Here is a 21,809-nt window from a genome sequence, read left to right as displayed (position 1 = left end):
ACCGTGACAGCGGTGGAAACTGCCCTTGGACTGGGGATAAGCGGCCGGATTGAAAGACAGGTCTATCGGGCGGGGCGCCTGAGTTGGCTGCGTGATCAGGGGGTTGACTGCCCTTCCTCCGAGGTGGACACCCATGTGGCCTTGGCCTGCGATCGCCAGCTCATTGCCATCATCACCTTTCGCGATCGCCTGCGCCCCGAGGCTGTGAGCACCGTTCAAGCCCTGCAAGCCGAAGGTTACGAGATCCACGTGCTGACGGGAGACACCGCCAAAGCAGCGCAGCACCTTCTAGACCCCCTCGGCCTACCGCCAACGCATCTGCACACCGATCTGCAGCCCCAGCAAAAACTTGCCCTCATTGAAGGTTGGCAAGCCCAAGGGAAAGGAGTGGCCATGGTGGGGGATGGCATGAATGATGCGCCTGCCTTAACCGCCGCTCAGGTGGGGATTAGCCTTGGCACGGGCACGGAGGTGGCCATTGAAGCAGCGGATATTATCCTCACCCGCAATCATCTGGCGGATTTATTGACTGTTCTAGAGTTGAGCCGTGCCACCTTCCGCAAAATTCAGCAGAATCTTCTTTGGGCAGTGGCCTACAACATCGTTGGTTTACCCCTTGCCGCCGGTGTCGGATTACCCCTGTGGGGACTCGGTCTCACGCCGGGAATTGCTGCCGCTTGTATGGCCGTGAGTTCGATTGCCGTTGTCCTCAATTCCCTAAGTCTTAGTCGAGCAAACTAGCTCGCGAATCTGTTGGGCATTGGCGCGGGTGAGTCGTTTCTTATGGGGCAGGACAACCACTGCTGGCCCCCGCTTGCATTCCCCCATACAGCCAGTCGCCTTCAAGGTAATCGGGAGCTGCTGTGCCTCTAATTCTTGCCACAATTCCTTGGCTCCCCGCCGACAGCAGGCGGATTTTTGACAAATGAGCACCTTATAGGGTTGAGAACTCTTTGCGACTGAGGGTTGAGCCGTTGCTAAAAATTCTAAATGGCTTGCCTTGTATTGTTTGACCCAGCCATCATACTTATTGCTGATGGTTCCTTCTAGCCGCAGGCGATCGCCCACCTTGGGAGATTGTGTTAACTCACACCGCAATGACTTTGCCAGCTTAATCCAGACCCTCCCCATCGCGGTTTTCAAAATTACGACCTTGGGTAGCCCCTTCTTGTAAAAGACCTCTTCGACAGTACCCTCAAGGCTGAATGCCGGCGAATCAATGACACCAAGACCCATGAAAGCAAGACCTTGTTAGAAGTTTTTCTCAACAAATTGAGTGTAGCACACAAGGGACGGTCTTGGGCTTATCCCAGATCGTTGTCAAACTCGTCTGAAAAGAAAGATTATGTCAGCCAGAGAGAATCCGCTCCCACTCGGCCAGTAAGTTATCAATACTAGTGTCCGTCGTGCCAGTCACATCACTACTGATCATGCTTGCTGTTGGGGCACCATCAACGTGGCTGCCGACTTCCTCAACGCTATTGGGAAAGAGTTCTTCGAGCGTCGGTTGAACGGCAGAGACTTCCTCTAAAGCGAAATCGGACATTAAGTAAATTTGGCGAATATCCGGCGGTAAATACTCCACGATGCGTGCCAACCCCTCTTCTAAATGCTGGTTGAGTTCCTCAAGGCTGTAGGTTTCCCCTTGCACCTCTAAATAGGCGCGCAACCGCTCAAGGCTCCAATGGAAAGTCTGGGTTGTCACTAGCACCAAGCGGCTGAGGGGACTGAGATAAGCTAGGCTAGCCTCCAGATAGCACCATAGGGGGGGCGGCGCATCCTGAAGGATATAGGTAATGTGTTCAATGCCGGGGAGATCCTCTTGGATGAGGGTGGCGGTGCGATTGACGATCCAATTGCGCAGGGAGCGGGCTTCTTCCTCTGCCGCTTTCACACCCTCTGGGGTAAACTTCACTAGGTCAAGGCTGAAAAATATCCCATGCCATACCTTGGCGAACAGATAGTCCACCTGCACTGGCGATCGCCCGTGGTGTTGCAGGACGCTACAGACAAGAGGGGCATAACGACAATAGAGAGCAACAAAGTAGCAGCCGCGATCGCGCTCCTCCTGAAAGTGGCGAACCAATTCCTCATCGGACCAAGTGAGTAGCGGCTGAATCAGGGGATGTTGCCGCTCCGCCATCATCGGAAAGGAAAGTGCCTTGACCATCTCACTGCCACTGAACCAGACAAACTGTCCTACGCCTTGGCCAAGGGGCCTATGCAGAACTCGTGGAGAGTTCAGCGCTCGGTGCGATCGCGAAACAGGGGCAGATAATCGCGGCTTTCCGTCCCCAACCAGCGATCCCAAAAGGTGAAATAGAGGCCATAGTTACAGCGAAATTGACTGTGGTGCAAACTGTGGTGGGTAGCACCGATCAACCACTGCCCCAACCAATGCTCGGCAAAACCACGGGGATAAATCTCTAAATTCAAATGGTTAATCACACTGGAGACCGTCATCAGGCTGAGCTGAATCACAATCGCGTAGGGGTGCAGCGGCACCAAGACCAGAACCAGCGGCAGGAAAATTGCCTGTAGGAAAGCCTCCCAAGGGTGAAATGAAAATGCCGTCCAAGGGGAAGGGACAATACTATGGTGATGCACCCGATGGATCCGACGATAAATTTTCGGTTGGTGCATCCAGCGATGGAGCCAATAGTAATAGGTTTCATGGAGCAGCAGTACAAGGCCAATGCTCAAGGGAAAGTAAATATAATCCCAAAGGGAATTTAACTCTACATAAACCGCTGTCCAGCCCCGCTGCCACATCACTGCAGCGATCGCCCCCGCCAACGCAAAAATAGCCGCTGTTACCAGCGACCAGCCAAACTCTTGCCAAAATTGTCCCCGCTGGTAGGGGCGCAGATTCACTCGCCGTTTCTTGAGGGGTGTCCAGCGAGCCACCAAAAAGACGAGCGAAAAAAAGCCAGCCACCAGCACAAGGCGGCTGACCACCATTAAAAACATAACCCCAACCATAATGCCAAAGAGGCGGGGGTCACTGAGGTTGTAGGGAATCATGCAAAAAAGTTGCTAGATGTGCCTCCTAGACCCAGCCCAACCAGTGGAGCAAGCCCTCTCCTGTCCAATATTCCCATAACAAAAGAGCTACAAGGCCGACCATGGCCGCACGGCCATTGATCCGCTCCGCAAAGGTATTAAAGCCGTACTTGGGGGTTTCCAGTTTTGGGGTGCGGCTTGGCTCCGTGGGGGTGGCCATGGATTACTCCTGCTCGTCTTCTTTCTCTTCTTCCGCTTCCGGGAAATAGAAGCCTTTGGCGCGTTCGGTCAAAATAGACTTGCCAATCGAGAGGGCACGTTGAGCTTGCAGAGCAGCTTGGCGCTTCCAGACCGCACGGCGCATACTGCGCTTGGACTTCGAGGTTTTCTTTTTGGGGCAGGCCATGATGATCCCTAAGATTAACTTTCGCAATCCATTAGTTTATCCCAAAATCTTCCCTAGGGCAACCACCGATCCCCCTATGGATAGTAATGTTCCTCTTTTTGCACAAAAAACTATCACAGAGGGACACCACCCTTGTAATATCAGTAAGGGAATACTGAACCACCCCATCAGGGGATGTCCACTTCTACGAGCAAAGGGAATCGTCAGCTATGAGCAGTAAGCCAGACCGTGTGGTTCTCATCGGCGTTGCTGGAGACTCCGGCTGTGGTAAATCAACGTTTTTGCGCCGACTGGCCGATCTGTTTGGCGAAGAGTTTATGACTGTGATTTGCTTGGACGACTATCACAGTCTGGATCGCAAGCAGCGGAAAGAAACGGGGATTACGGCTCTTGATCCCCGCGCCAACAACTTTGATCTGATGTATGAGCAGATCAAGGCTCTCAAAAATGGCGAATCAATCATGAAACCCATCTACAACCACGAAACGGGGACAATTGATCCGCCAGAGAGGGTTGATCCCAACCACGTGATCGTGATTGAAGGGCTACATCCCCTCTACGATGAACGGGTGCGATCGCTGATTGATTTTAGTGTGTATCTCGACATCAGCGACGATGTAAAAATTGCTTGGAAAATCAAGCGTGACATGGCCGAGCGGGGTCACAGCTATGAAGACGTGATTGCCTCCATCAATGCCCGTCGCCCCGACTTCATGGCCTATATCGATCCCCAAAAACAATACGCCGATATTGTCTTGCAAATTCTGCCCACCCAGTTGGTCAAAGAGGAAAAAGTGGGCAATATCCTGCGGGTACGGATGCTACAACGGGAAGGCATCCCCGGCTTTGAGCCAGTCTATCTCTTTGATGAAGGTTCGACGATTACTTGGATTCCCTGCGGTCGTAAGCTGACCTGCTCCTATCCAGGCATTCGCCTCAGCTACGGGCCTGATGAATACTATGGCCACCCCGTTTCGGTGTTAGAAGTGGACGGTCGCTTTGAGAAGCTTGACGAACTGATCTACATCGAAAGTCACTTGAGCAATACTTCCACTAAGCACTATGGCGAAATGACGGAACTGCTGCTGAGGCACCGTGACTACCCCGGTTCCGACAATGGCTCAGGTCTGTTCCAAGTGCTGACGGGGCTGAAAATGCGAGCCATCTACGAGCGCTTGACCTCGCGGGATGTGGCCACAATCACCAACCGCTAATTTGGCTTGCCACCTTGAGGGCACTGATGCAACTGCACCAGCGATCGCTATGGTCATCGTTTTTGATCTTTATCCTCTGCTGGTTGGCTCTCACCTGTGGCCAGCCGGCCTTGGCTGCTAATAACGATGACCTGATCTTTGTCCCCCGCCAAGCCCAGAGTGTCCTCAAGCTCAACCAACGTCCCAGTAGCGATCCCCTGCGTTTCCTTTGGGAGCGTTTTTGGACATCCCAACTCGCCCATTGGGGCTGGTCGTGGTCTGAGGTAAGTACTTGGATGGGAGAGGGGGTGACGGTTGCCCAATTTCCTTGCCCTGAGGCGTGTCCATCCCCCCGCCAGTTGTGGATTTTGCCCCTGAAGCGCCCGGAAGCGGCAACAACTTTTTTAGAGACCTACTGGCAGGGGCATCCCTTTAAGGCCCAAGTCTATCAAAATATTACCCTCCAAGTGGGTAAGGACTTGGTCACAGCACGGCTGGGCGATCGCCTGCTCCTTGCGTCGGATGTGGAGACGATGACCGCTAGCCTAGGCTCGGCTGCGACGGCGGATGGCAATCTGGCAGGTTTGACCTTTTATCAAGCGGCTCGCCCTCAACTAGAGGCTCAACCTACCGCCCTCTACTATGCGAACCTGCAATCCCTGAGTCGTGAGGATCGCGAACTGACCCCCACCTACGATCGCCTGCTATTGGCCGTGAAGGCGCAAAACAACGAGCTGCATCTGGAAACGCTACTGCACCGCACCAGTGATCCGACACTAGCTACTGATCCCCTTGACTTTGAGTTCCTCCGTTTCCAAGACGCAATGCCGGCGCTGGTGGTTGCGGGTTCCCACTTGTCAGAGGGCTATAGTCAACTCAGCGAGGCTTTGGCAGATTATCGCTTCGGCAAAACTCCCCAAGGGAAGGATATTGCCAGCCAACTGCTGCGGGATTTGACGGCAGATCTGGCGGTGGACTTGACAACGCAGATTTTTCCCTTGGCCGGCGATGATTTTTGCTTTGCCCTTTGGCACGCAGCCGATGACCAGTGGCAATGGAAGTGGCAGACGCGCCATACCCCAGAAACGTCAACTCTGCTGCTACAACTGGATGATCTTGCCCGAGCCAATGGCTATGAGGTGAATCGCTTGGTCTTGAATAAAGAACCCGTCACCGCTTGGGTGAAATTGATTCTTGAGCCACAGACCAGTGAAGGCTTGGTGTCCGATGTGGCAGCGGCCTATAAGCAACAGGGCGATCGCCTGATCCTAGCATCCTCCCTATCGGTACTGTCCCCTAGTCAGAATAAAAACGTGTCTTGGCTACCGGAGAGCCTCCTACACCAACGACAGGGGATTTATGGTTTGATCTATGCCCATTGGCCGCAGCTATTTGCCCCTTTAAGTCAGCGTTGGCCGCTCCTGCAGTATCTCAATGGCATCAGTGCGGGCTGGTTGGAACGTCTGCAAAGCATTACTTTGGTGAATTATGGCGTTCGCGATCGCCTGCAACACCTAGACCTAGTTCTGAGCAGCAAAAAAGATTAGAACTGTTAACAAATCCTTAATACGCCTGTTATCAATTGTTGTACCGCCTTGGCTCAGGATTGGGTAAAGTAGGGAGTATTATGTTTGCAGACTGGGGTAAATATGACATCAGTCCTCGATGGGACCCATCGCGATCGCTTAATTGAAAGTGAAAGCTTAGCAGCCCGCACCCTACAGGAACGTTTGCGACTGGTGGAAGAGGTCTTGGTGGATGTCTTGGCAGCAGAATCCGGTCAAGAATTGGTTGATCTCTTGCGGCGCTTGGGCGCTCTTTCTTCGCCAGAAGGCCATGCGCTCCATGCCCCAGAAGGGGAACTGCTAAAGGTCATTGAATCCCTCGAACTCAATCAAGCCATCAGAGCGGCTCGCGCCTTTAACCTCTACTTTCAAATTATCAACATTGTCGAGCAGCACTACGAACAACAATACAATCGTGAACGATCTGCTCAAGAGGGATTGCGGCGCCGCAGTGTCATGAGTGAACCGATTTGCGGTGTCAGTGGTGAAGGCTTTCCCTTGCCCCATAATGCTGCCAATGCAACGGATGTGCGCAGTGGACCGAGTGAACGCCTAGAGCATAGTCTCTACGAAGCCATTCCCGCCACCCAACAATATGGTTCCTTTGCCTGGCTCTTTCCTCGGTTACATACGCTCAATGTACCGCCGCGCCATATTCAAAAGCTGTTGGATCAACTGGACATTAAGCTGGTTTTCACCGCTCACCCGACGGAGATTGTGCGGCAAACGATTCGTGATAAGCAGCGGCGCGTTGCTCGCTTACTAGAGCAACTGGATGTACTAGAGGGGGCTTCTCCCCACCTTACGGACTGGAATGCTGAAACCCTGCGGGCACAACTGATGGAGGAAATTCGCCTCTGGTGGCGCACCGATGAATTGCACCAATTTAAGCCCGAGGTTCTCGATGAGGTGGAATACACGCTCCACTACTTCAAAGAGGTCATTTTTGCTGTCATTCCCAAGCTTTATCGGCGGCTTGAAGAATCCCTCCACAAAACCTTTCCCTACCTAAATCCCCCTCGGCACAATTTCTGTCGCTTTGGCTCTTGGGTGGGGGGCGATCGCGATGGCAATCCCTACGTCAAACCGGAAGTAACGTGGCAAACGGCCTGCTATCAGCGCAACCTAGTTCTTGAGGAGTACATTAAGTCCGTTGAGCGCTTAATCAATCTCCTGAGCTTGTCCCTACACTGGTGCGATGTCCTGCCGGAGTTGCTGGACTCCTTGGAGCTGGATCAACGGCAACTCCCCAGTATCTATGACCAATATGCAGTGCGCTACCGCCAAGAACCCTACCGCCTCAAACTCACCTATGTGCTCAAACGGCTGCAAAATACCCGCGATCGCAACCGGGCACTGCAAACCTACTGCATTCGCGGCAATGAGGCGGAAAAGTTAAATAATGGACAGTTTTACCGCCACGGTCAAGAGTTTTTAGCAGAACTGCTACTGATTCAGCGCAACCTCAAGGAAACGGGACTCGCCTGTCGTGAACTGGATGATTTGATTTGCCAAGTCGAGGTCTTTGGTTTTAACTTGGCTGCCTTGGATATTCGGCAGGAAAGCACCTGTCATGCGGAGGCGCTCAATGAAATTACTGCCTATTTGGGGATTCTCACCTGTCCCTATACAGAACTGTCGGAAACGGAGCGCACGCGCTGGCTTGTCAGTGAACTCTCGACCCGTCGCCCCTTGATTCCGGGGGAACTCCCCTTTAGCGATCGCACCAATGAAATCATTGAAACATTCCGCATGGTGCGGCAACTGCAACAGGAATTTGGCACGGATCTGTGCAATACCTACATCATCAGCATGAGCCATGAGGTCAGTGATCTGTTGGAGGTGCTGCTCTTTGCCAAGGAGGCTGGACTTTTTGATCCGGTAACGGGAGCCAGTACCCTGCAGGCCATCCCCCTCTTTGAGACGGTTGAAGATCTCAAGCAGGCACCCACGGTGCTGACGGAATTCTTTTCGCTGCCCTTTTGCCGCAACTATTTGGCCAGCCACAGTACCCCGTTTTTGCAAGAGGTGATGCTGGGGTATTCGGACAGCAATAAGGATTCGGGCTTCCTGAGTAGCAACTGGGAGATTTACAAGGCACAACAGCAGCTGCAAAAAATTGCTGAGCGTTTTGGCTTTCAACTGCGCATTTTCCACGGTCGGGGGGGGTCGGTAGGACGTGGCGGTGGTCCTGCCTACGAGGCAATTTTGGCGCAGCCAGAGCAAACGATTAAGGGACGCATTAAGATTACGGAGCAAGGGGAGGTGCTGGCCTCTAAATACTCTCTGCCGGAACTGGCGCTCTTTAACTTGGAAACAGTGGCCACAGCGGTGATTCAAGCCAGTTTGCTGCGCAGCAGCATTGACGAGATTGAGCCTTGGCACGACATCATGGAAGAACTGGCAGCGCGATCGCGCCGCTGCTACCGCCATCTTATCTATGAGCAGCCGGAGTTCTTGGACTTCTTTAACGAAGTCACGCCGATTCAAGAGATTAGCCAACTGCAAATTAGCTCGCGGCCCACGCGGCGGGGGGGCAAGAAAACCTTTGAAAGTCTGCGCGCCATTCCTTGGGTTTTTAGTTGGACGCAAACCCGTTTCCTGCTGCCGGCTTGGTATGGCGTGGGAACGGCCCTGAAGGAATTCCTTGAGGAAAAACCGGCGGAGCATCTCTCCCTGTTGCGCTACTTCTACTACAAGTGGCCTTTCTTTCGCATGGTGATCTCGAAGGTGGAAATGACCCTTGCCAAGGTGGATTTGGAGATTGCCCGCTACTATGTGCAAGAACTCAGCCAACCCCAAAATCGGGAAGCCTTCTTCCGCCTGTATGATCAGATTGCTCAGGAGTATCGCCTGACAACGGAACTGGTCCTGACCATTACTGGCCATCAGCGGCTACTCGACGGCGATCCGGCGCTCCAGCGATCGGTGCAACTGCGCAACCGCACGATTGTTCCTTTGGGCTTCCTGCAAGTGTCTCTCCTAAAACGGCTGCGCCAGCACAATGGCCAAAGCGCGTCTGGAGCGATTCTGCGCTCTCGCTATGGGCGAGGGGAGTTGCTGCGGGGGGCGCTTTTAACCATCAATGGGATAGCAGCCGGCATGCGCAACACGGGCTAGGGCTTCTTAAGCAAGGGGGTGAAATGAATGCTCGATGCCACGACAGGAATTTCCCATTGCGGGCTTTTGAATCTGCGGGATTGCCCCCTCGAAGCCTGCCCAAATCACAGCGAGGGCATTTGGTTACTTGCATTGGCGGCTTGCCCCTGCCCACTCCCCTAGACTTGTGCAATAACCCTTAATTGTCGCTGTTTTGGCGGAGCCTCCTGCTATAATCGCAACGATTCTCTGGTTGACAATGTTATGGGTGATTGGCAACGGATTGCAGGCGGGGTGACTGCCGCCAAAGGGTATCGGGCTGCGGGGATTGCGGCGGGACTCAAAGCTTCAGGGGCACCCGATTTGGCCTTAATTGTTTCCGATGTGCCGGCGATTGCTGCGGGGGTCTTTACCACCAACCACCTGTGCGCAGCCCCTGTGGCCTACTGTCGTCAACGGTTGCAAACCAAGGGAACAGCACAAGCAATTTTGTGTAATTCTGGTCAAGCGAATGCGGCAACGGGAGAACAGGGCTGGCAGGCGGTTTTAGCCCAAGCCCAGATGGTGGCAACGGCCCTAGGGCTGAGTCCAGAAATGGTGCTGGTGGCTTCCACAGGGGTGATTGGTCAGCCCATTCCCCTTGAAAAGATGCGCCAAGCCCTGCCCACCCTGACGGCGCAGTTGAGTTATGAGGGGGGGGACCCTGCGGCGCGGGCCATTATGACAACGGATTTGGTGCCTAAGCAAGTTGCCCTTGAAACGCTTTGGGAGGGACAACCCATTCGCATTGGCGGCATGGCCAAAGGGTCAGGAATGATTCACCCACAGATGGCAACGATGTTGGCCTTTATTACCTGCGATGCTGCAGTTGCCCCCCATTTGTGGCAGGAGATGCTGCAACGCGCCTGCGATCGCTCCTTCAATCAAATTACAGTTGACGGCGATACCAGCACCAATGACAGTGTGATTGCTTTGGCCAATGGCCAATCGCGTACACCAGCAATTACAGAGCCGGGCGCGGCAGCCACCCGCCTTGAAGAAATGTTGACGGCAGTCTGTGTGCATCTAGCAAAGGCGATCGCCCGCGATGGCGAAGGCGCCACCTGCCTCATCGAAGTTCAGGTGAGTGGTGCCAGTGATGACGCTGCTGCCCGTCAGGTCGCCAGAACCATTGCCAGCTCAATGCTGGTGAAGTCGGCCATCTATGGTCGCGATCCCAATTGGGGACGCATTGCGGCTGCCGCTGGCCGTGCTGGGGTGCCCTTTGATGCCGGTAATCTGGCCATTTCCCTTGGTGGAATACCCATGATGCGCCACGGCCAACCCTTAGCTTTTGATCGCGCTGCTGCCCATACCTACTTGGTGAACCAAGCAACCGCCAACACCGATTCTGCCGGTCAGCAATCTATTGACCATCCCGTTGTCATTGAAGTGAGTATTGGCAATGGTCAAGGTCAAGGTGTGGCGTGGGGCTGTGATCTCAGCTACGACTATGTGAAAATTAACGCTGAGTACACCACTTAACTTTTCTTGTTGGCATTTACTGCCATCCCCGCCCAAAACTTAGGTCGTGTTTTATCATGACTGTTGTCTATTGCCTCAAACAGGTTTGGCAAAGCGAGGTCACCCTTCTCAGTCATCCTCGGATCTGCGCAGTTATCCAGAAAAGGTTCTCGCTCTTTTTCCCAGGATAATTGGCAGGTGAACTTGCGGTCAGTTAGGGACAGGCTAGGATGTGAAGATTTTAATTGTTGAGGACGATAGAACCATTGCCGGCTTGATTGCAGAGGCGCTGAAGCAACAACAGTACATCGTTGAAGTGGCTTACGACGGGCAGACAGCCTTAAGCTACCTAGAAACGGGAGCAATTGACCTATTGGTCTTGGATTTGGGATTGCCAAAAGTGGATGGCATCACACTGTGTAAGACAGTTAGGCAGAAAAACTACCATCTTCCGATTCTCATCCTCACGGCTAGGGATACTAACCAAGATAAGGTGATTGGCCTAGATGCCGGCGCTGATGATTATGTGGTAAAACCCTTTGACTTGGCAGAACTGCTGGCAAGGGTGCGCGCCCTCCTGCGGCGGCGGCAAGCCGCCTATTTATCCTGCTTGAGGTGGGAAAAGTTAACCCTTGATCCTGATACTCGAAAGGTCAGCTACAATGGAGAGGCGCTGCACCTCACCCCTAAAGAATACGCCATTCTTCAAGTCCTGTTGCGCAACGGCAGTCGTATTCTCAGCCGCACCCAAATTTTGGATCAGGCGTGGTCTTTTGACGAAACACCAGGGGAAGAGACAGTTAAGGTGCATCTGCGGAGCTTGCGGCATAAACTAAAGGCAGCAGGAGCGCCCCCTAATTTAATTGAAACTGTGCATGGCTTTGGCTACCGCCTTAACCCCAATGTTAAATCGGCAATATAACAGTTTGCGCAGTCGCCTGTTTTGGATTTATTTTTTGGCGATCGCCTGCATCTTATCGGCCTCCTCAGTGCTTTTATACTCTCTTATTGTTCACCATCGTTACCAACAGCTTGACAAGCATCTCAAGGAGGTGGCCACCTGGTCTGCCAATGTCTTCGATGTAATTGAGCATGAATACCATGAACTCATTAAAGAAGCAAAGTATAGTGAATATGCCCCTAAAAATAATCAGGGCAAAATTACTCCCATTACTGTCTCGCAGTTGATGGGCAAGTATACATTTAATTCGATTTACGAGATAATACCCAATCCAACCAACCACATCTCTCAAAGTGTTCAGTGGTATGATAGCGATCGCCACCTCATCATCTACGAAGGCCCAAAAATTATCGAAATTCAGTTTCCCGCCCATATCCCTCCTACAGGGGTGATTATTGAGGGAAAACACACACGCTCTTTTATCTATCCGATTTACAAAGAGAGAGTTGAACCTCTCCAACCAACGCTGATAGGTTACGTGTGTGCCACGGACTCGACCATTGACCTTGAACAGGAACTGAACTACCTGAAATTCGTTTTTATTCTCAAAACTCTAGGGATAAGTACCGTTGCTCTTCTAGTTGCTGCTTGGCTGACCCATGAAAGTACACAGCCGATTGTAAGAACTCTTAACCAACTAAAGCGCTTTACGGCGGATGCTTCTCACCAACTGCGGCATCCTGTGACAGCTATCCAAGCCTCCATTGCCATGCTGGCAGAACATTCTCAAAACTTAGATGCCGCTCAGCTAAACAAAGTTGCCGTCATCTCATCGGCGTGTTACCAGATGGGGGATTTAATCAACAAACTATTACTCTTGGCCCGCATGGATCAATCCCCAGGGGATCAGAGCCGCTGGCAGAAAGTGGATGTTGATGAGCTACTGGAAGAGCTGGTTGACCTGCATCGCGATCGCGCCACAGCCAAAGCGATCGCCCTCAACTATTCCTGCGACTGCCCCGCAACCGTCTGGGGTGATCCACAACAACTGTATGAGCTATTTGGCAATCTAGTGGACAATGCCATCAACTATACGCTTCCTCAGGGCACCATTACCCTTCACCTCACTAAGAAGCTCAACAGGGCTGTGATCTCGGTTCAGGATACAGGCATTGGCATTGCCCCCCAAGACCTTCCCTATATTTTTGACCGCTTTTGGCGTGCCGACGCAGCCCGCGAGCACAACAGTCAGGGATGCGGCTTAGGCCTAGCAGTGGTCAAGATGATTGTCGAGCAACACCGCGGCTCCATCCAAGTTGAGAGTCAACTGCACCAGGGAACCTGTTTTGAAGTCAAGTTACCTGCCGCCTAACCCCCCTGCCGCTTATTCTAAGACCTCTCATCTTCCCGAAATCTTTACCCTGAGTCGTCACGATAGGAAGGTGAAGATTTAGAGGAGGATCACTGAACCATGAAACACTCAAAAGCCGTATCTCTGTTCTTGTCCTTGGGGATTGCCGGCAGTCTTGCCAGCCTTGTGCCCCCTGCTGGGGCTGCTTCCGATCCAACCCCGCAACTGCCCGAAGTCAAAACCACTGCCCTTGGGTCTGAGGCACTCACTCAGATTACTGGCAATGGACAGGCCCGTCTTTTGCTGGCGGGGTCAGAAGAAGGCGGTGAAGAAGGTGGCTACGGTGAGCGGGGAGAATACGGCAAACGGCGGCGTCGCTGGTGGTGGTAAAGCAGCCCCCTTTGACCCTTTGAAGCGCTAGGAGAAGAGTATGTTCCTACGAATTGATCAGGTGCTGACACCCGAGGAACTCAAGCAGTTGCACTGCCTCTTTCAAGCAGCGCCCTTTGTGGATGGCAAGCTCACCGCTGGCACCTATGCCAAGGCCGTCAAGGAAAATCAACAGCTCCAAGGGGACAGTGAAGCTTACGAGAGAGCCAGTGAAATTGTCCTTGCTGCCCTGCGTAGGAATATACTCTTTGAAGCCTTTGCTCAACCCTTAGCCATTCGGCCGATTCTCTTTAGCCGCTATCAAGAGGGAATGGGCTACGGCACTCACATGGATAACACCCTTATGGGGAGGGGGGAGGATTTAACCCGCTGCGATCTCTCCCTAACCCTGTTTCTGAGTGACCCGCACACCTATGAGGGGGGGGAACTACGCTTAGACACCACTTGGGGAGAGCAATCCTTCAAATTGGCCGCCGGGTCAATGGTGGTTTATCCTACGATTTTTTTGCACCGTGTAGCCCCCGTTACCCAAGGGGTGCGCCTTGTGGCCGTGACGTGGGTTCAGAGTCGAGTCCGCGATCCCCTAGAGCGAGAACTCCTCTTTGAACTGGATACGGTTCGCCATTCCCTCTTTGAGAAATACGGCAAGACCGAGGAGTTTGATCTGCTGTGCAAGGTCTATGCCAATTTGTTGCGCAAGTGGGTAGAGGTTTGAGGTAGTCAGCCCCCTTGTTGCAAACAGAAAAGGCAATCCTTAATTTCACCTGAGGCATGAGCTATGAATACCCGCAAGCAACACCGCCAGCTCTCACTGCTGCTTGTTTTGCCACTGCTGCTGACGACCGCAACAGGTGTGGCCTATCGTCTTGGCCACAGTTGGTTTGGCTTATCAAAAGACTTTGCTAAAATCATCCTGAAAGTGCACACTGCCGCATTTCTAGGGGAAAAAGGGGAGTTGATTTACGTGGTAGTGGTTGGGTTAGGGGTAATTTTCCTCGCCTTTAGTGGACTGACCCTTATACAGCGGAAAATTCTGATGCGCCCCCAACGAGTTAAACGCTTTGATCATCGGATGGTGCACCACTTGCTGAGTGGGGTTATTTTGATACCTTTGGCAGTGACGGCGGCCACAGGGGTGCTGTTCCATATTGGTTACTATTACCTAGGCCTGCCCGAAGAGGTGGCCGATATTTTAATGATGCTCCACCAAGGGGGGTTTTTAGGACGCGCCCTCAGACCCGTGTATGTTTTGCTGTTGGGAATAGGGGTTGGCCTCCTCAGTTGGACGGGCGTGAATATGCTTTTCAAAGGGCGACGCAAGAGAGTCTCAGCGGTAGATTCAGTAGATTTAATGTAATTTGGCCAGCAATGCCTCTTCTAGCTGCTGTCGCAGAAGCGGCGGCTCAATATCCGTCAGCTGCTCAAGGGCAAAGGCTTTGACAATGAGGGTCTTGGCTTGCCGCTCATCTAAGCCGCGACTGCGGAGGTAAAATAGCTCATCTGCAGCCGGTTGACTAACGGTGGCACCGTGGGAACATTTGACGTTGTCAGCCACAATTTCCAGTTGCGGCTTGGTGTCCACCCGCGCTTTGTCGGAAAGGAGCAGGGTGCGATTGAGTTGACTGGCGTCGGTGAGTTGCGCCACTTGGGGCACCACAATGCGGCCATTGAAAATACCATGGGCGCGATCGCCAACAATGCACTTGTGAATTTGTTCACTCCTGCTGTGGGGCGCATGAAAGACCACTGCCGAGTGGGTGTCCATAATTTGGCTATCCATGGCGATCGCCAGTCCTTTTAGGATGGTCTGGCTGCCACTGCCTTGGATCTGCACCTGCCAGTTGTGGCGGCTCAAACATCCCCCCAAATCAATGGCGTGTCCTTCGTAGTCACTGTCTTGGGCTTGACACACCGCTGTACAGCCAATGTGAATGGCGGTTGGCGATTGGTGTTGAATCCGCACGTGGCGCAGGCGGGCACTGACCCCCAAGGAAAATTCTGTAACGCTGTTGGTGAACTGTTGATCGCCGGTGAGGGACAAAAAGCGTTCAATCAGGCTGACTTGACTGTGGGCAGCCACTTCGACTGAGAGTCGCGGTGAAACAACGCTCTGCTGCTGCCGACTACTGACAAAAAACACTTCCACAGGTTCTGGCAGGGACCCCGTGAGCCGCAGGCAAACGCGATCAGCGAGCATTGCTGTATTGAGATCGCTAAAAACCTCTGGGGGCGCGATCGCTGGCAGAGAGGGGGACAATAACTCAACCCCAGCAGCATTCACACGGGAGAGTTCCCCGCAAAAATAGCCATCAATCAGAACAATTTGTGCAACGGTTGGGAAACTGCGTTCACACAGCAGATGCCGCACTTCGGCAACAATTTCCGGATTGAGGGGAGCAATGGGTGCTTGGAAGGCTCGCCCCCGTAGGGCGGACAAATCCGTAAAGCGCCAGTCCTCATCGCGGGGGGTAGGTAAGGTTTGCTCATGGAGGCGATCGCGGGCGGCTTGGCGTAAAGGTTCTAGCTCAGCGTGGCGCGGGGGCGGTGCTAAGGCCAACAGATCATTGAGTTCATTGGCGCGACTTGCTTTGGGCAGATCCGCTCGATCGGAATTGGCGTTGACTGTAAGGGTCATGATACAGCCCCCTCCTCTTCACGAACCCAGTCATAACCCCGCGCCTCCAGTTCCAACGCCAGTTCCTTCGTCCCGGTGAGGACAATTCGTCCCCCCTCCATAACGTGCACATAGTCGGGCACGATGTAGTCCAGCAAGCGTTGATAGTGAGTAATCAGGAGAATGCAGTTATCAGGACGAGTCAGTTGATTAACGCCATTGGCGACAATGCGGAGGGCATCAATGTCAAGACCAGAGTCCGTTTCATCAAGAATGGCAAGGGTCGGCTCTAAGAGCGCCATTTGCAGAATTTCGTTGCGCTTTTTCTCACCGCCGGAGAAGCCCTCATTCACGCCGCGACTGAGAAAGCCCTCATCCAGCTTGACCAATTCAATTTTCTGCCGCACTAAATCATCAAAGTCAAAGGCATCCAGTTCCTCAAGCCCTTGGTGTTTGCGCTTGGCATTGTAGGCCACCCGTAAAAAGTCGAGATTGCTTACCCCCGGAATTTCAAGGGGGTATTGAAACGCCAAAAAGACCCCCTCGCGGGCGCGCACTTCAGGGGGCAAGTCCAAGAGATTTTTGCCTTTGTAGAGCACTTCACCACCCGTTACGGTGTAGTCGGGATGCCCCGCCAGAATTTTGGAGAAGGTGCTTTTGCCAGAACCATTCGGCCCCATAATGGCATGAATTTCTCCCGCGCGAATGGTTAGGTTCAAGCCTTTGAGAATCGGGGTGTCCTCCACCCTAGCGGTCAGCTCTCGAACCTCTAAAATGACTTCGCTGTCGGGACAAATCACGCCTTACCTCCCTTGCATCGTTCATAATCTTTTAATGTAGCGCAGCAGGAGGGCGATCGCGATTGAGTTTCTTGGCAGAGGAGTATTGACGAAAACAGCACGCCCAGAACTGGCACCGCTGTCAAACTATACCCACAGGAGAAAACTAACCACCTTTTATGACACTCTCAACAGCCACAATTCCCGAACTTGAACGTCTCCATCAGCAGGCCAGCCGCTGGCAGTCCCTTGCACCGCGAGAGCGCACGGGCTATTTGCAAGCGATGAAGAGCCTTGCCCGTCGCCATGCTTCAGAATGGGTGAACTTGGCCTGTCAAATCAAAGGCATTGATCCCCACGGGGGTTGGGCAGGGGAAGAGTGGACAACAGGCCCTTTGGGACTGATTCTCAAGCTGGATCACTATCTCTATGCCCTGCGTCACGAAGCTGTCCCCCCAGTGCCCCGCTGGCGAAGTGCCCCCACTGGTCAGGCGATCGCCGAAATCCTCCCCCGCAATTGGCAAGAGCGCCTGCTGTGGTTTGGCGTCAAGGCGGAAGTTTGGCTGCAACCCCATCGCCCCCCGACTCAAGGCAGTGCCTACCGTAATCCACCGCCGCCGGGAGTCGCTGTCGTGCTGGGGGCTGGCAATATCACATCCTTGTGCTTGGCGGATGCCCTCTACCAACTGGTGGCGGCCAATCGCGTGGCACTGCTGAAAATGAATCCCCTCTTGGCGCCCTTGACGGACTGTTTTCGTAAGATCTGTGCGCCCCTGATTGAGGCGGGTTTCCTAGAAATTGTCGAGGGAGATGCGGCGATGGGGGAAGCCCTCTGCCACCATCCATTGACACGGCACATTCACATCACCGGTTCCCACCACACCTACAATCGCCTTGTTTGGGGTGAAACAGCGGCTGAGCAGGCGATTCGTAAAGCGCGCCAACAACGCAAGCTGACCAAACCCATAACGGCGGAATTGGGCAATGTCACGCCCCTCTTGATAGTGCCAGGGGAATGGACCGAGGCAGAACTCACCTACCAAGCCCGCCATGTGGCCAGTGCCTTGGTGCATAACGCCAGCTTCAACTGCATTGGGGCGCAAATCCTTGTCACGGCTGCAGGATGGCCGCAGCGGGAGGCATTCCTGAATGCGCTAAAAGCCCAACTGCAAGCGATTCCACCGCGCCTTGCCTACTATCCGGGGGCGATCGCCCGCTATGAATCGTTTTTGGCCGACTATCCCCAAGCCACGGCGCTCAGTCCTGCCGTTGAGGGCACAATCCCCTGGACCTTGATTGAAGGCCTCCCTCCCAGCGCTAACCCTCGCATTTTTCAAGAGGAGGTTTTTTGTGGTCTCTTGGCAGAGGTGACCCTGCCCGTCAACGATGCTGCAACCTACCTTGCCACTGCCGTGCCCTTTGTTAATGAGCGGCTCTGGGGCACCTTGGGTTGTAGTCTAATCATTGATCCCCGGACTGAGGCAGCGCACTCAGAAGCACTGGAGCAGGCGATCGCCCAACTGCGCTACGGCTCGATTGCCATCAATGCTTGGGTTTCCTTGGCCTATGGGTTGGGTTGTACCCCTTGGGGCGCCTTTCCCGGACATACACCAGCGGCCATTGGTTCTGGGGTGGGCGTCGTTCACAATAGCTTCCTGTTTGACTATCCCGAAAAAGCTGTAGTGCGTGTTCCCTTCCAGTTGCCGGTGACGCCCCCTTGGTTCTATGGGCATCGTAGCCTACCCCAACTGGCGCAGGCGGTTATGAACATTTACACTGGCAATCCCTTGGCGTGGTTCTCCCTCTTGGCAGCAGCGATGCGGGGTTGAGTTCACAGCCGCACAGTCACAGTTGTCCCCCCTGGGGACAGTGTCAACTCCTGTGTACGAGTTTGGCCTTGGGCTGTGACAATCAAGCGATAGCGGCCGAAATAGCCGCGTCCCTGCCATTGACCTTGGGCATTGGTTCGGCCAGTTACTCTGGTCCACCACTCCTCAAAGAGGAGTTTGCGATAGGCGATCGCCGCTGGCTTAGGGGAAAAGTCTTGGCGATAGAGTCCCGCTTGAGGACGCCAATGGTTCCCCGCCCAAAAGCCCCAGAGCAAGACTCCCTTCACGGCGGGGTGGGCAAAAGCAAGGCGATAGATTTGGCGCAGGGTCTGGGCTTGCTGCTGCTCGTCGGCCAAACTCACACTCACTTCCGTGATTTTCAAGGGCAGATTGAACTGGGCAAGCGTGTCAAGGGCATGCTGCATTTTTGCCTCGTCCAAGGGAGATTCCAGATGGGCTTGAATGCCAATCCCGCCTAGGGGAACCCCTTGCGCCAATAGATCGCGAATTTGGGCCACATAATCAGGCAGGCGATCGCCCTCAATGATGCCGTAGTCGTTGACATAGAGAACCGCCTCAGGATTGCCCTCACGGCACCATTCAAACATCTCCTTGACAATGCCCTCCCCAAGGCGACTGCGGAAAAAATTGCCATGGAGCATTTCGTTATTGACATCAAACTCATTGATGCGACCGCGATAGTGGCGACAGACGGTAAGGGCATGTTTTTTCACCGCTGCGCGCAATTGCTCCGGTGGCAGGGTTTTCAGCCAAGGGGGATTAAACTGCTCCACTTCCCAAAAGAGGGTATGCCCTCGCATCGGCCAGCCCTGCGCCTGCGCCCAGTTGAAGATGGTGTCCGCCAGTGTAAAGTCCAGCTTGCCCTGCTCTGGCTCCAATTCATACCACTTGAGGGCATTTTCATGAACCGCCGCGTTGAAGTTTTCCTGAGCTGTCTGCTTGTACCAAGGGGCAGCCGGCGGTGGACTAGGGCGAAACATCTCGGTGTCGAGGGCAACGCCAAAGGGAAAGGCATGGCTTTGCTGCACTAGTTGGACGCGGGCATTGGGAATCGGACGACCCTGGGCATTCTCGACAACAACGGTAAGGGGCGCCTGTCGCAATTGCTCAATTTTCTGGCTGAGGGCATCGGTGGCTCCCGAGGAAAAGGAGGTGCCACAGGCAACCCCCAAAAAAGCCGCAAGGCAACTCAACCAGAGAAAACGGCGCCAGTTCAGCATGGATGATGACCTGTTGTGACGAGGACTTCAGAGGGATTGCCTCCCTAATGGGTTACTTGAATCCCCTGTTGGCGCAATTGTTCCACAAAAAACTCTTCGAGGGTGGGGCGCGCAAGGCGCAGTTGCAGAATTTTGCCCCCCATTTCTTCCACGAGGGCAAGAAAGCGTTGCAGGGGAATTTTGATCACCCCTTGCCAGCGATCGCCCTGAATCTCTAAGGAATAGAGCCATTCCTGCAGGCCATCCACATGCCCCCCTTTACCCACCACATGGTAGGCTTCACTACTGCCGAGGAGTTCATCCACACTGCCAGCGCAAATCAGTTCCCCTTGCGCCAAAATGCCAATGCGATCGCAAATGGCCTCCACATCCGCCAAGACATGACTATTGAAGAAGATGGTTTTGCCTTGTTTTTTCAAAGAAAGAATAATTTCCCGAATCTGGTAACGTCCCAGGGGATCCAGGCCAGACATCGGCTCGTCTAGAAACACCACTTCGGGGTCATTAATCAGCGCTTGCGCCAATCCCACCCGCTGCACCATTCCCTTAGAGTAACGGCGCATTTGCTTTTTGCGAGCATCCTTGAGGTTAAGGCCAACCATCTCCAAAAGCAGGGGAATGCGTTCTCGGCAGGTGGCGGCACTCAGGCCAAAGAGTCCCGCTGTAAATTCTAGGAATTCCCAAGCTGTCAGATAGTCATAGAAGTAGGGGTTTTCCGGCAGGTAGCCAATCCGCTGCCGCACAGCGCGATCGCCCAAGGGATGCCCCAGCAGCATGCCCTGACCGCCACTGGGTTTCACTAGCCCCAAGAGAATCTTGAGGAAGGTGGTCTTGCCTGCACCATTGGGACCCAGCAGGCCAAAAGTTTCTCCTTGACGTACCTCGAGGGAGACGGACTTCAGGGGGGTGAGCACGGTGCGCAGCCAGAAGCCGCTGCGATAGGACTTTCGTAAATTCTCAACCGCCACCACGGGGGGGCGATCGCCCACAGCGTCAGTGACCATAGCGCCAATTCACCTCAGGAGGAATGAGGGCGATGGAAGTGCAACCCCACTAGAGCATCGTAGAGGAAGGGCAAGAAATTGCCTGGTTCCAATATACCAAGGGTCTGTTTGCAGCCGTGGGCATCGAGCAAGGGTTTAACGGCATAGTAGGCCGGCTGCAGTTTGTACCAGGGAATATTGGGCCAGAGATGATGGATCAGGTGATAGTTTTGGCCGAAAATTAAGATATTTAGAAGGCGACTAGGATAGACCCGCGCATTGTGCCAGCGATCGCGCTCCGTATGAGGACGGTGCGGAAAATAGTCAAAAAATAACCCCAGCATCAGCCCCACGACCCCCGCCGGTAAGAACCAGTAGTTGAGCACGTAGTCTAAATAGCCATTGAGTGCGGCAAAGGTGACAATGCCCACCAGCGTCAGACGACTGAGAAACCACTCTAGGAGTTCGTACTTCCGCCAAAGCCGCCGCTTAAAAAAGAAAATCTCATGGTAGAAAAAGCGAGGCGCGATTAGCCACAGGGGTCCCCCTTTAGAAACGTAATGGTCGGGATCATTTTCAGGATCGTTCACATGGGCATGGTGCTGCATGTGCACGCGGGTAAACACAGGGAAAACAAACCCCAGCAGTAGAGCGCTGCCATGACCCATGATTGCATTCACGATGCGGTTACTATGGGCAACATTGTGGGAGGCATCGTGGATGACGGTGCCCATCAGGTGCAAGGCCAACATATTGGCAACGAATGAGACCCAGCCTGGCCAGTGGCCTTGAAAGTGACCCCAAGTGGATAGAATGGCGATCGCAAATGCGGCGAAAAACATGACCAAGGTGGGATTAAAGCCCAGCGGGGGACCTAAAAACTCCTTGGGAACCGTGGCCGGGATGGCTACCTCCGTGATCATCCGCGCGGTTGCTCCTCACATTGTTGCAA

21 protein-coding genes are annotated in these 21,809 nt (G+C 53.7%); 11 read left to right on the top strand and 10 right to left on the bottom strand.

The genetic code is table 11. The annotated features are described in order from the left end of the window. A partial coding sequence (locus tag ACK4HN_RS07420; protein ID WP_409877417.1) for an HAD-IC family P-type ATPase occupies positions 1-741 on the top strand: 741 nt, incomplete at its 5' end. Here the strand turns inward: ACK4HN_RS07420 and ACK4HN_RS07415 are convergent. The 5 genes from ACK4HN_RS07415 to ACK4HN_RS07395 all read right to left on the bottom strand — a co-directional run bounded on the left by ACK4HN_RS07415 (position 718) and on the right by ACK4HN_RS07395 (position 3,409). Continuing rightward, the gene (locus ACK4HN_RS07415; RefSeq protein WP_409877416.1) at positions 718-1,236 is read right to left on the bottom strand and encodes a (2Fe-2S) ferredoxin domain-containing protein; all 519 of its coding nucleotides are present in this window, start codon (positions 1,234-1,236) and stop codon (positions 718-720) included. The two genes, ACK4HN_RS07420 and ACK4HN_RS07415, sit on opposite strands and share 24 nt — an antisense overlap. 112 nt (positions 1,237-1,348) lie before the next feature. Next, positions 1,349-2,170 carry a hypothetical protein gene (locus ACK4HN_RS07410; RefSeq protein WP_409877415.1) on the bottom strand — a complete coding sequence of 274 codons (822 nt, stop codon included), beginning with the start codon at positions 2,168-2,170 and terminating at the stop codon, positions 1,349-1,351. Positions 2,171-2,241: 71 nt separating this feature from the next. Further along, the gene (locus ACK4HN_RS07405) at positions 2,242-3,024 is read right to left on the bottom strand and encodes a sterol desaturase family protein (protein ID WP_409877414.1); all 783 of its coding nucleotides are present in this window, start codon (positions 3,022-3,024) and stop codon (positions 2,242-2,244) included. Positions 3,025-3,049: 25 nt separating this feature from the next. Then, positions 3,050-3,223, bottom strand: coding sequence for a hypothetical protein (locus ACK4HN_RS07400; protein WP_149818048.1), 174 nt, complete (start codon positions 3,221-3,223; stop codon positions 3,050-3,052). A 3-nt stretch (positions 3,224-3,226) separates the two neighbouring features. Further along, the gene (locus tag ACK4HN_RS07395; RefSeq protein WP_409877413.1) at positions 3,227-3,409 is read right to left on the bottom strand and encodes a 50S ribosomal protein L32; all 183 of its coding nucleotides are present in this window, start codon (positions 3,407-3,409) and stop codon (positions 3,227-3,229) included. Between the two features lie 209 nt (positions 3,410-3,618). Here ACK4HN_RS07395 and ACK4HN_RS07390 point away from each other — a divergent pair, with 209 nt between their 5' ends. From ACK4HN_RS07390 to ACK4HN_RS07350, 9 genes are all read left to right on the top strand, one after another. Then, positions 3,619-4,623: a phosphoribulokinase gene (locus ACK4HN_RS07390; RefSeq protein ID WP_409870169.1), complete on the top strand. Its 1,005-nt coding sequence runs from the start codon at positions 3,619-3,621 to the stop codon at positions 4,621-4,623. Positions 4,624-4,649: 26 nt separating this feature from the next. Next, a complete protein-coding gene (locus ACK4HN_RS07385; RefSeq protein ID WP_409870171.1) occupies positions 4,650-6,149 on the top strand; it encodes a DUF3352 domain-containing protein in 1,500 nt (499 codons plus the stop codon). A gap of 102 nt (positions 6,150-6,251) precedes the next feature. Next, positions 6,252-9,287 (top strand): phosphoenolpyruvate carboxylase, encoded by a 3,036-nt coding sequence (gene ppc, locus ACK4HN_RS07380; protein WP_409870173.1) that lies wholly within the window; start codon positions 6,252-6,254, stop codon positions 9,285-9,287. A 243-nt stretch (positions 9,288-9,530) separates the two neighbouring features. After that, complete coding sequence (gene argJ / locus ACK4HN_RS07375) at positions 9,531-10,790, top strand: bifunctional glutamate N-acetyltransferase/amino-acid acetyltransferase ArgJ (RefSeq protein WP_409870174.1); 1,260 nt, start codon at positions 9,531-9,533, stop codon at positions 10,788-10,790. A 211-nt stretch (positions 10,791-11,001) separates the two neighbouring features. Next, a complete protein-coding gene (locus tag ACK4HN_RS07370; RefSeq protein WP_409870176.1) occupies positions 11,002-11,691 on the top strand; it encodes a response regulator transcription factor in 690 nt (229 codons plus the stop codon). Continuing rightward, positions 11,645-13,042 carry a sensor histidine kinase gene (locus ACK4HN_RS07365; RefSeq protein ID WP_409870178.1) on the top strand — a complete coding sequence of 466 codons (1,398 nt, stop codon included), beginning with the start codon at positions 11,645-11,647 and terminating at the stop codon, positions 13,040-13,042. The genes ACK4HN_RS07370 and ACK4HN_RS07365 overlap by 47 nt, the downstream gene beginning before the upstream one ends. 99 nt (positions 13,043-13,141) lie before the next feature. Further along, positions 13,142-13,411, top strand: a complete 270-nt coding sequence (locus tag ACK4HN_RS07360; protein WP_409877412.1) for a hypothetical protein — start codon at positions 13,142-13,144, stop codon at positions 13,409-13,411. Between the two features lie 40 nt (positions 13,412-13,451). Next, entirely contained in the window at positions 13,452-14,126 is a 675-nt protein-coding gene (locus ACK4HN_RS07355) for a Fe2+-dependent dioxygenase (RefSeq protein WP_409877411.1), read from the top strand. A 63-nt stretch (positions 14,127-14,189) separates the two neighbouring features. Continuing rightward, complete coding sequence (locus ACK4HN_RS07350) at positions 14,190-14,768, top strand: PepSY domain-containing protein (RefSeq protein ID WP_409870328.1); 579 nt, start codon at positions 14,190-14,192, stop codon at positions 14,766-14,768. Here the strand turns inward: ACK4HN_RS07350 and sufD are convergent. Beyond that, complete coding sequence (gene sufD, locus ACK4HN_RS07345) at positions 14,760-16,046, bottom strand: Fe-S cluster assembly protein SufD (RefSeq protein ID WP_409870330.1); 1,287 nt, start codon at positions 16,044-16,046, stop codon at positions 14,760-14,762. The genes ACK4HN_RS07350 and sufD overlap by 9 nt on opposite strands. Continuing rightward, positions 16,043-16,825, bottom strand: a complete 783-nt coding sequence (sufC, locus tag ACK4HN_RS07340) for a Fe-S cluster assembly ATPase SufC (RefSeq protein ID WP_409870332.1) — start codon at positions 16,823-16,825, stop codon at positions 16,043-16,045. Before sufC ends, sufD begins: the two co-directional genes overlap by 4 nt. A gap of 158 nt (positions 16,826-16,983) precedes the next feature. Here sufC and ACK4HN_RS07335 point away from each other — a divergent pair, with 158 nt between their 5' ends. After that, complete coding sequence (locus ACK4HN_RS07335; RefSeq protein ID WP_409870334.1) at positions 16,984-18,633, top strand: aldehyde dehydrogenase family protein; 1,650 nt, start codon at positions 16,984-16,986, stop codon at positions 18,631-18,633. A 2-nt stretch (positions 18,634-18,635) separates the two neighbouring features. Here ACK4HN_RS07335 and ACK4HN_RS07330 read toward each other — a convergent pair whose 3' ends face one another. From ACK4HN_RS07330 to crtR, 3 genes are read right to left on the bottom strand one after another with little or no spacing between them, the layout of a single operon-like run. Continuing rightward, complete coding sequence (locus ACK4HN_RS07330) at positions 18,636-19,874, bottom strand: endo-1,4-beta-xylanase (RefSeq protein WP_409877410.1); 1,239 nt, start codon at positions 19,872-19,874, stop codon at positions 18,636-18,638. Between the two features lie 44 nt (positions 19,875-19,918). After that, a complete protein-coding gene (locus ACK4HN_RS07325; protein ID WP_409877409.1) occupies positions 19,919-20,878 on the bottom strand; it encodes an ABC transporter ATP-binding protein in 960 nt (319 codons plus the stop codon). Between the two features lie 14 nt (positions 20,879-20,892). Then, on the bottom strand, positions 20,893-21,780 hold the full coding sequence (crtR, locus tag ACK4HN_RS07320; RefSeq protein WP_409868459.1) for a beta-carotene hydroxylase: 888 nt from the start codon (positions 21,778-21,780) through the stop codon (positions 20,893-20,895). Positions 21,781-21,809 lie beyond the last annotated feature (29 nt).

Source organism: Thermosynechococcus sp., from assembly GCF_046299655.1.
Lineage (GTDB): Bacteria > Cyanobacteriota > Cyanobacteriia > Thermosynechococcales > Thermosynechococcaceae > Thermosynechococcus.
This window is presented reverse-complemented; position numbering and strand designations above follow the sequence as displayed.

Excerpts from the sequence above, each read along its gene's own strand:
- crtR (WP_409868459.1), bottom strand. The coding sequence starts at position 21,780 with ATGATCACGGAGGTAGCCATCCCGGCCACGGTTCCCAAGGAGTTTTTA.
- ACK4HN_RS07405 (WP_409877414.1), bottom strand. The coding sequence starts at position 3,024 with ATGATTCCCTACAACCTCAGTGACCCCCGCCTCTTTGGCATTATGGTT.
- ACK4HN_RS07385 (WP_409870171.1), top strand. The coding sequence starts at position 4,650 with ATGCAACTGCACCAGCGATCGCTATGGTCATCGTTTTTGATCTTTATC.
- ACK4HN_RS07350 (WP_409870328.1), top strand. The coding sequence starts at position 14,190 with ATGAATACCCGCAAGCAACACCGCCAGCTCTCACTGCTGCTTGTTTTG.
- ACK4HN_RS07395 (WP_409877413.1), bottom strand. The coding sequence starts at position 3,409 with ATGGCCTGCCCCAAAAAGAAAACCTCGAAGTCCAAGCGCAGTATGCGC.
- ACK4HN_RS07330 (WP_409877410.1), bottom strand. The coding sequence starts at position 19,874 with ATGCTGAACTGGCGCCGTTTTCTCTGGTTGAGTTGCCTTGCGGCTTTT.
- ACK4HN_RS07365 (WP_409870178.1), top strand. The coding sequence starts at position 11,645 with ATGGCTTTGGCTACCGCCTTAACCCCAATGTTAAATCGGCAATATAAC.
- ACK4HN_RS07410 (WP_409877415.1), bottom strand. The coding sequence starts at position 2,170 with ATGGTCAAGGCACTTTCCTTTCCGATGATGGCGGAGCGGCAACATCCC.
- ACK4HN_RS07360 (WP_409877412.1), top strand. The coding sequence starts at position 13,142 with ATGAAACACTCAAAAGCCGTATCTCTGTTCTTGTCCTTGGGGATTGCC.
- ppc (WP_409870173.1), top strand. The coding sequence starts at position 6,252 with ATGACATCAGTCCTCGATGGGACCCATCGCGATCGCTTAATTGAAAGT.
- ACK4HN_RS07355 (WP_409877411.1), top strand. The coding sequence starts at position 13,452 with ATGTTCCTACGAATTGATCAGGTGCTGACACCCGAGGAACTCAAGCAG.
- ACK4HN_RS07325 (WP_409877409.1), bottom strand. The coding sequence starts at position 20,878 with ATGGTCACTGACGCTGTGGGCGATCGCCCCCCCGTGGTGGCGGTTGAG.
- argJ (WP_409870174.1), top strand. The coding sequence starts at position 9,531 with ATGGGTGATTGGCAACGGATTGCAGGCGGGGTGACTGCCGCCAAAGGG.
- sufD (WP_409870330.1), bottom strand. The coding sequence starts at position 16,046 with ATGACCCTTACAGTCAACGCCAATTCCGATCGAGCGGATCTGCCCAAA.
- ACK4HN_RS07335 (WP_409870334.1), top strand. The coding sequence starts at position 16,984 with ATGACACTCTCAACAGCCACAATTCCCGAACTTGAACGTCTCCATCAG.
- ACK4HN_RS07415 (WP_409877416.1), bottom strand. The coding sequence starts at position 1,236 with ATGGGTCTTGGTGTCATTGATTCGCCGGCATTCAGCCTTGAGGGTACT.
- ACK4HN_RS07390 (WP_409870169.1), top strand. The coding sequence starts at position 3,619 with ATGAGCAGTAAGCCAGACCGTGTGGTTCTCATCGGCGTTGCTGGAGAC.
- ACK4HN_RS07400 (WP_149818048.1), bottom strand. The coding sequence starts at position 3,223 with ATGGCCACCCCCACGGAGCCAAGCCGCACCCCAAAACTGGAAACCCCC.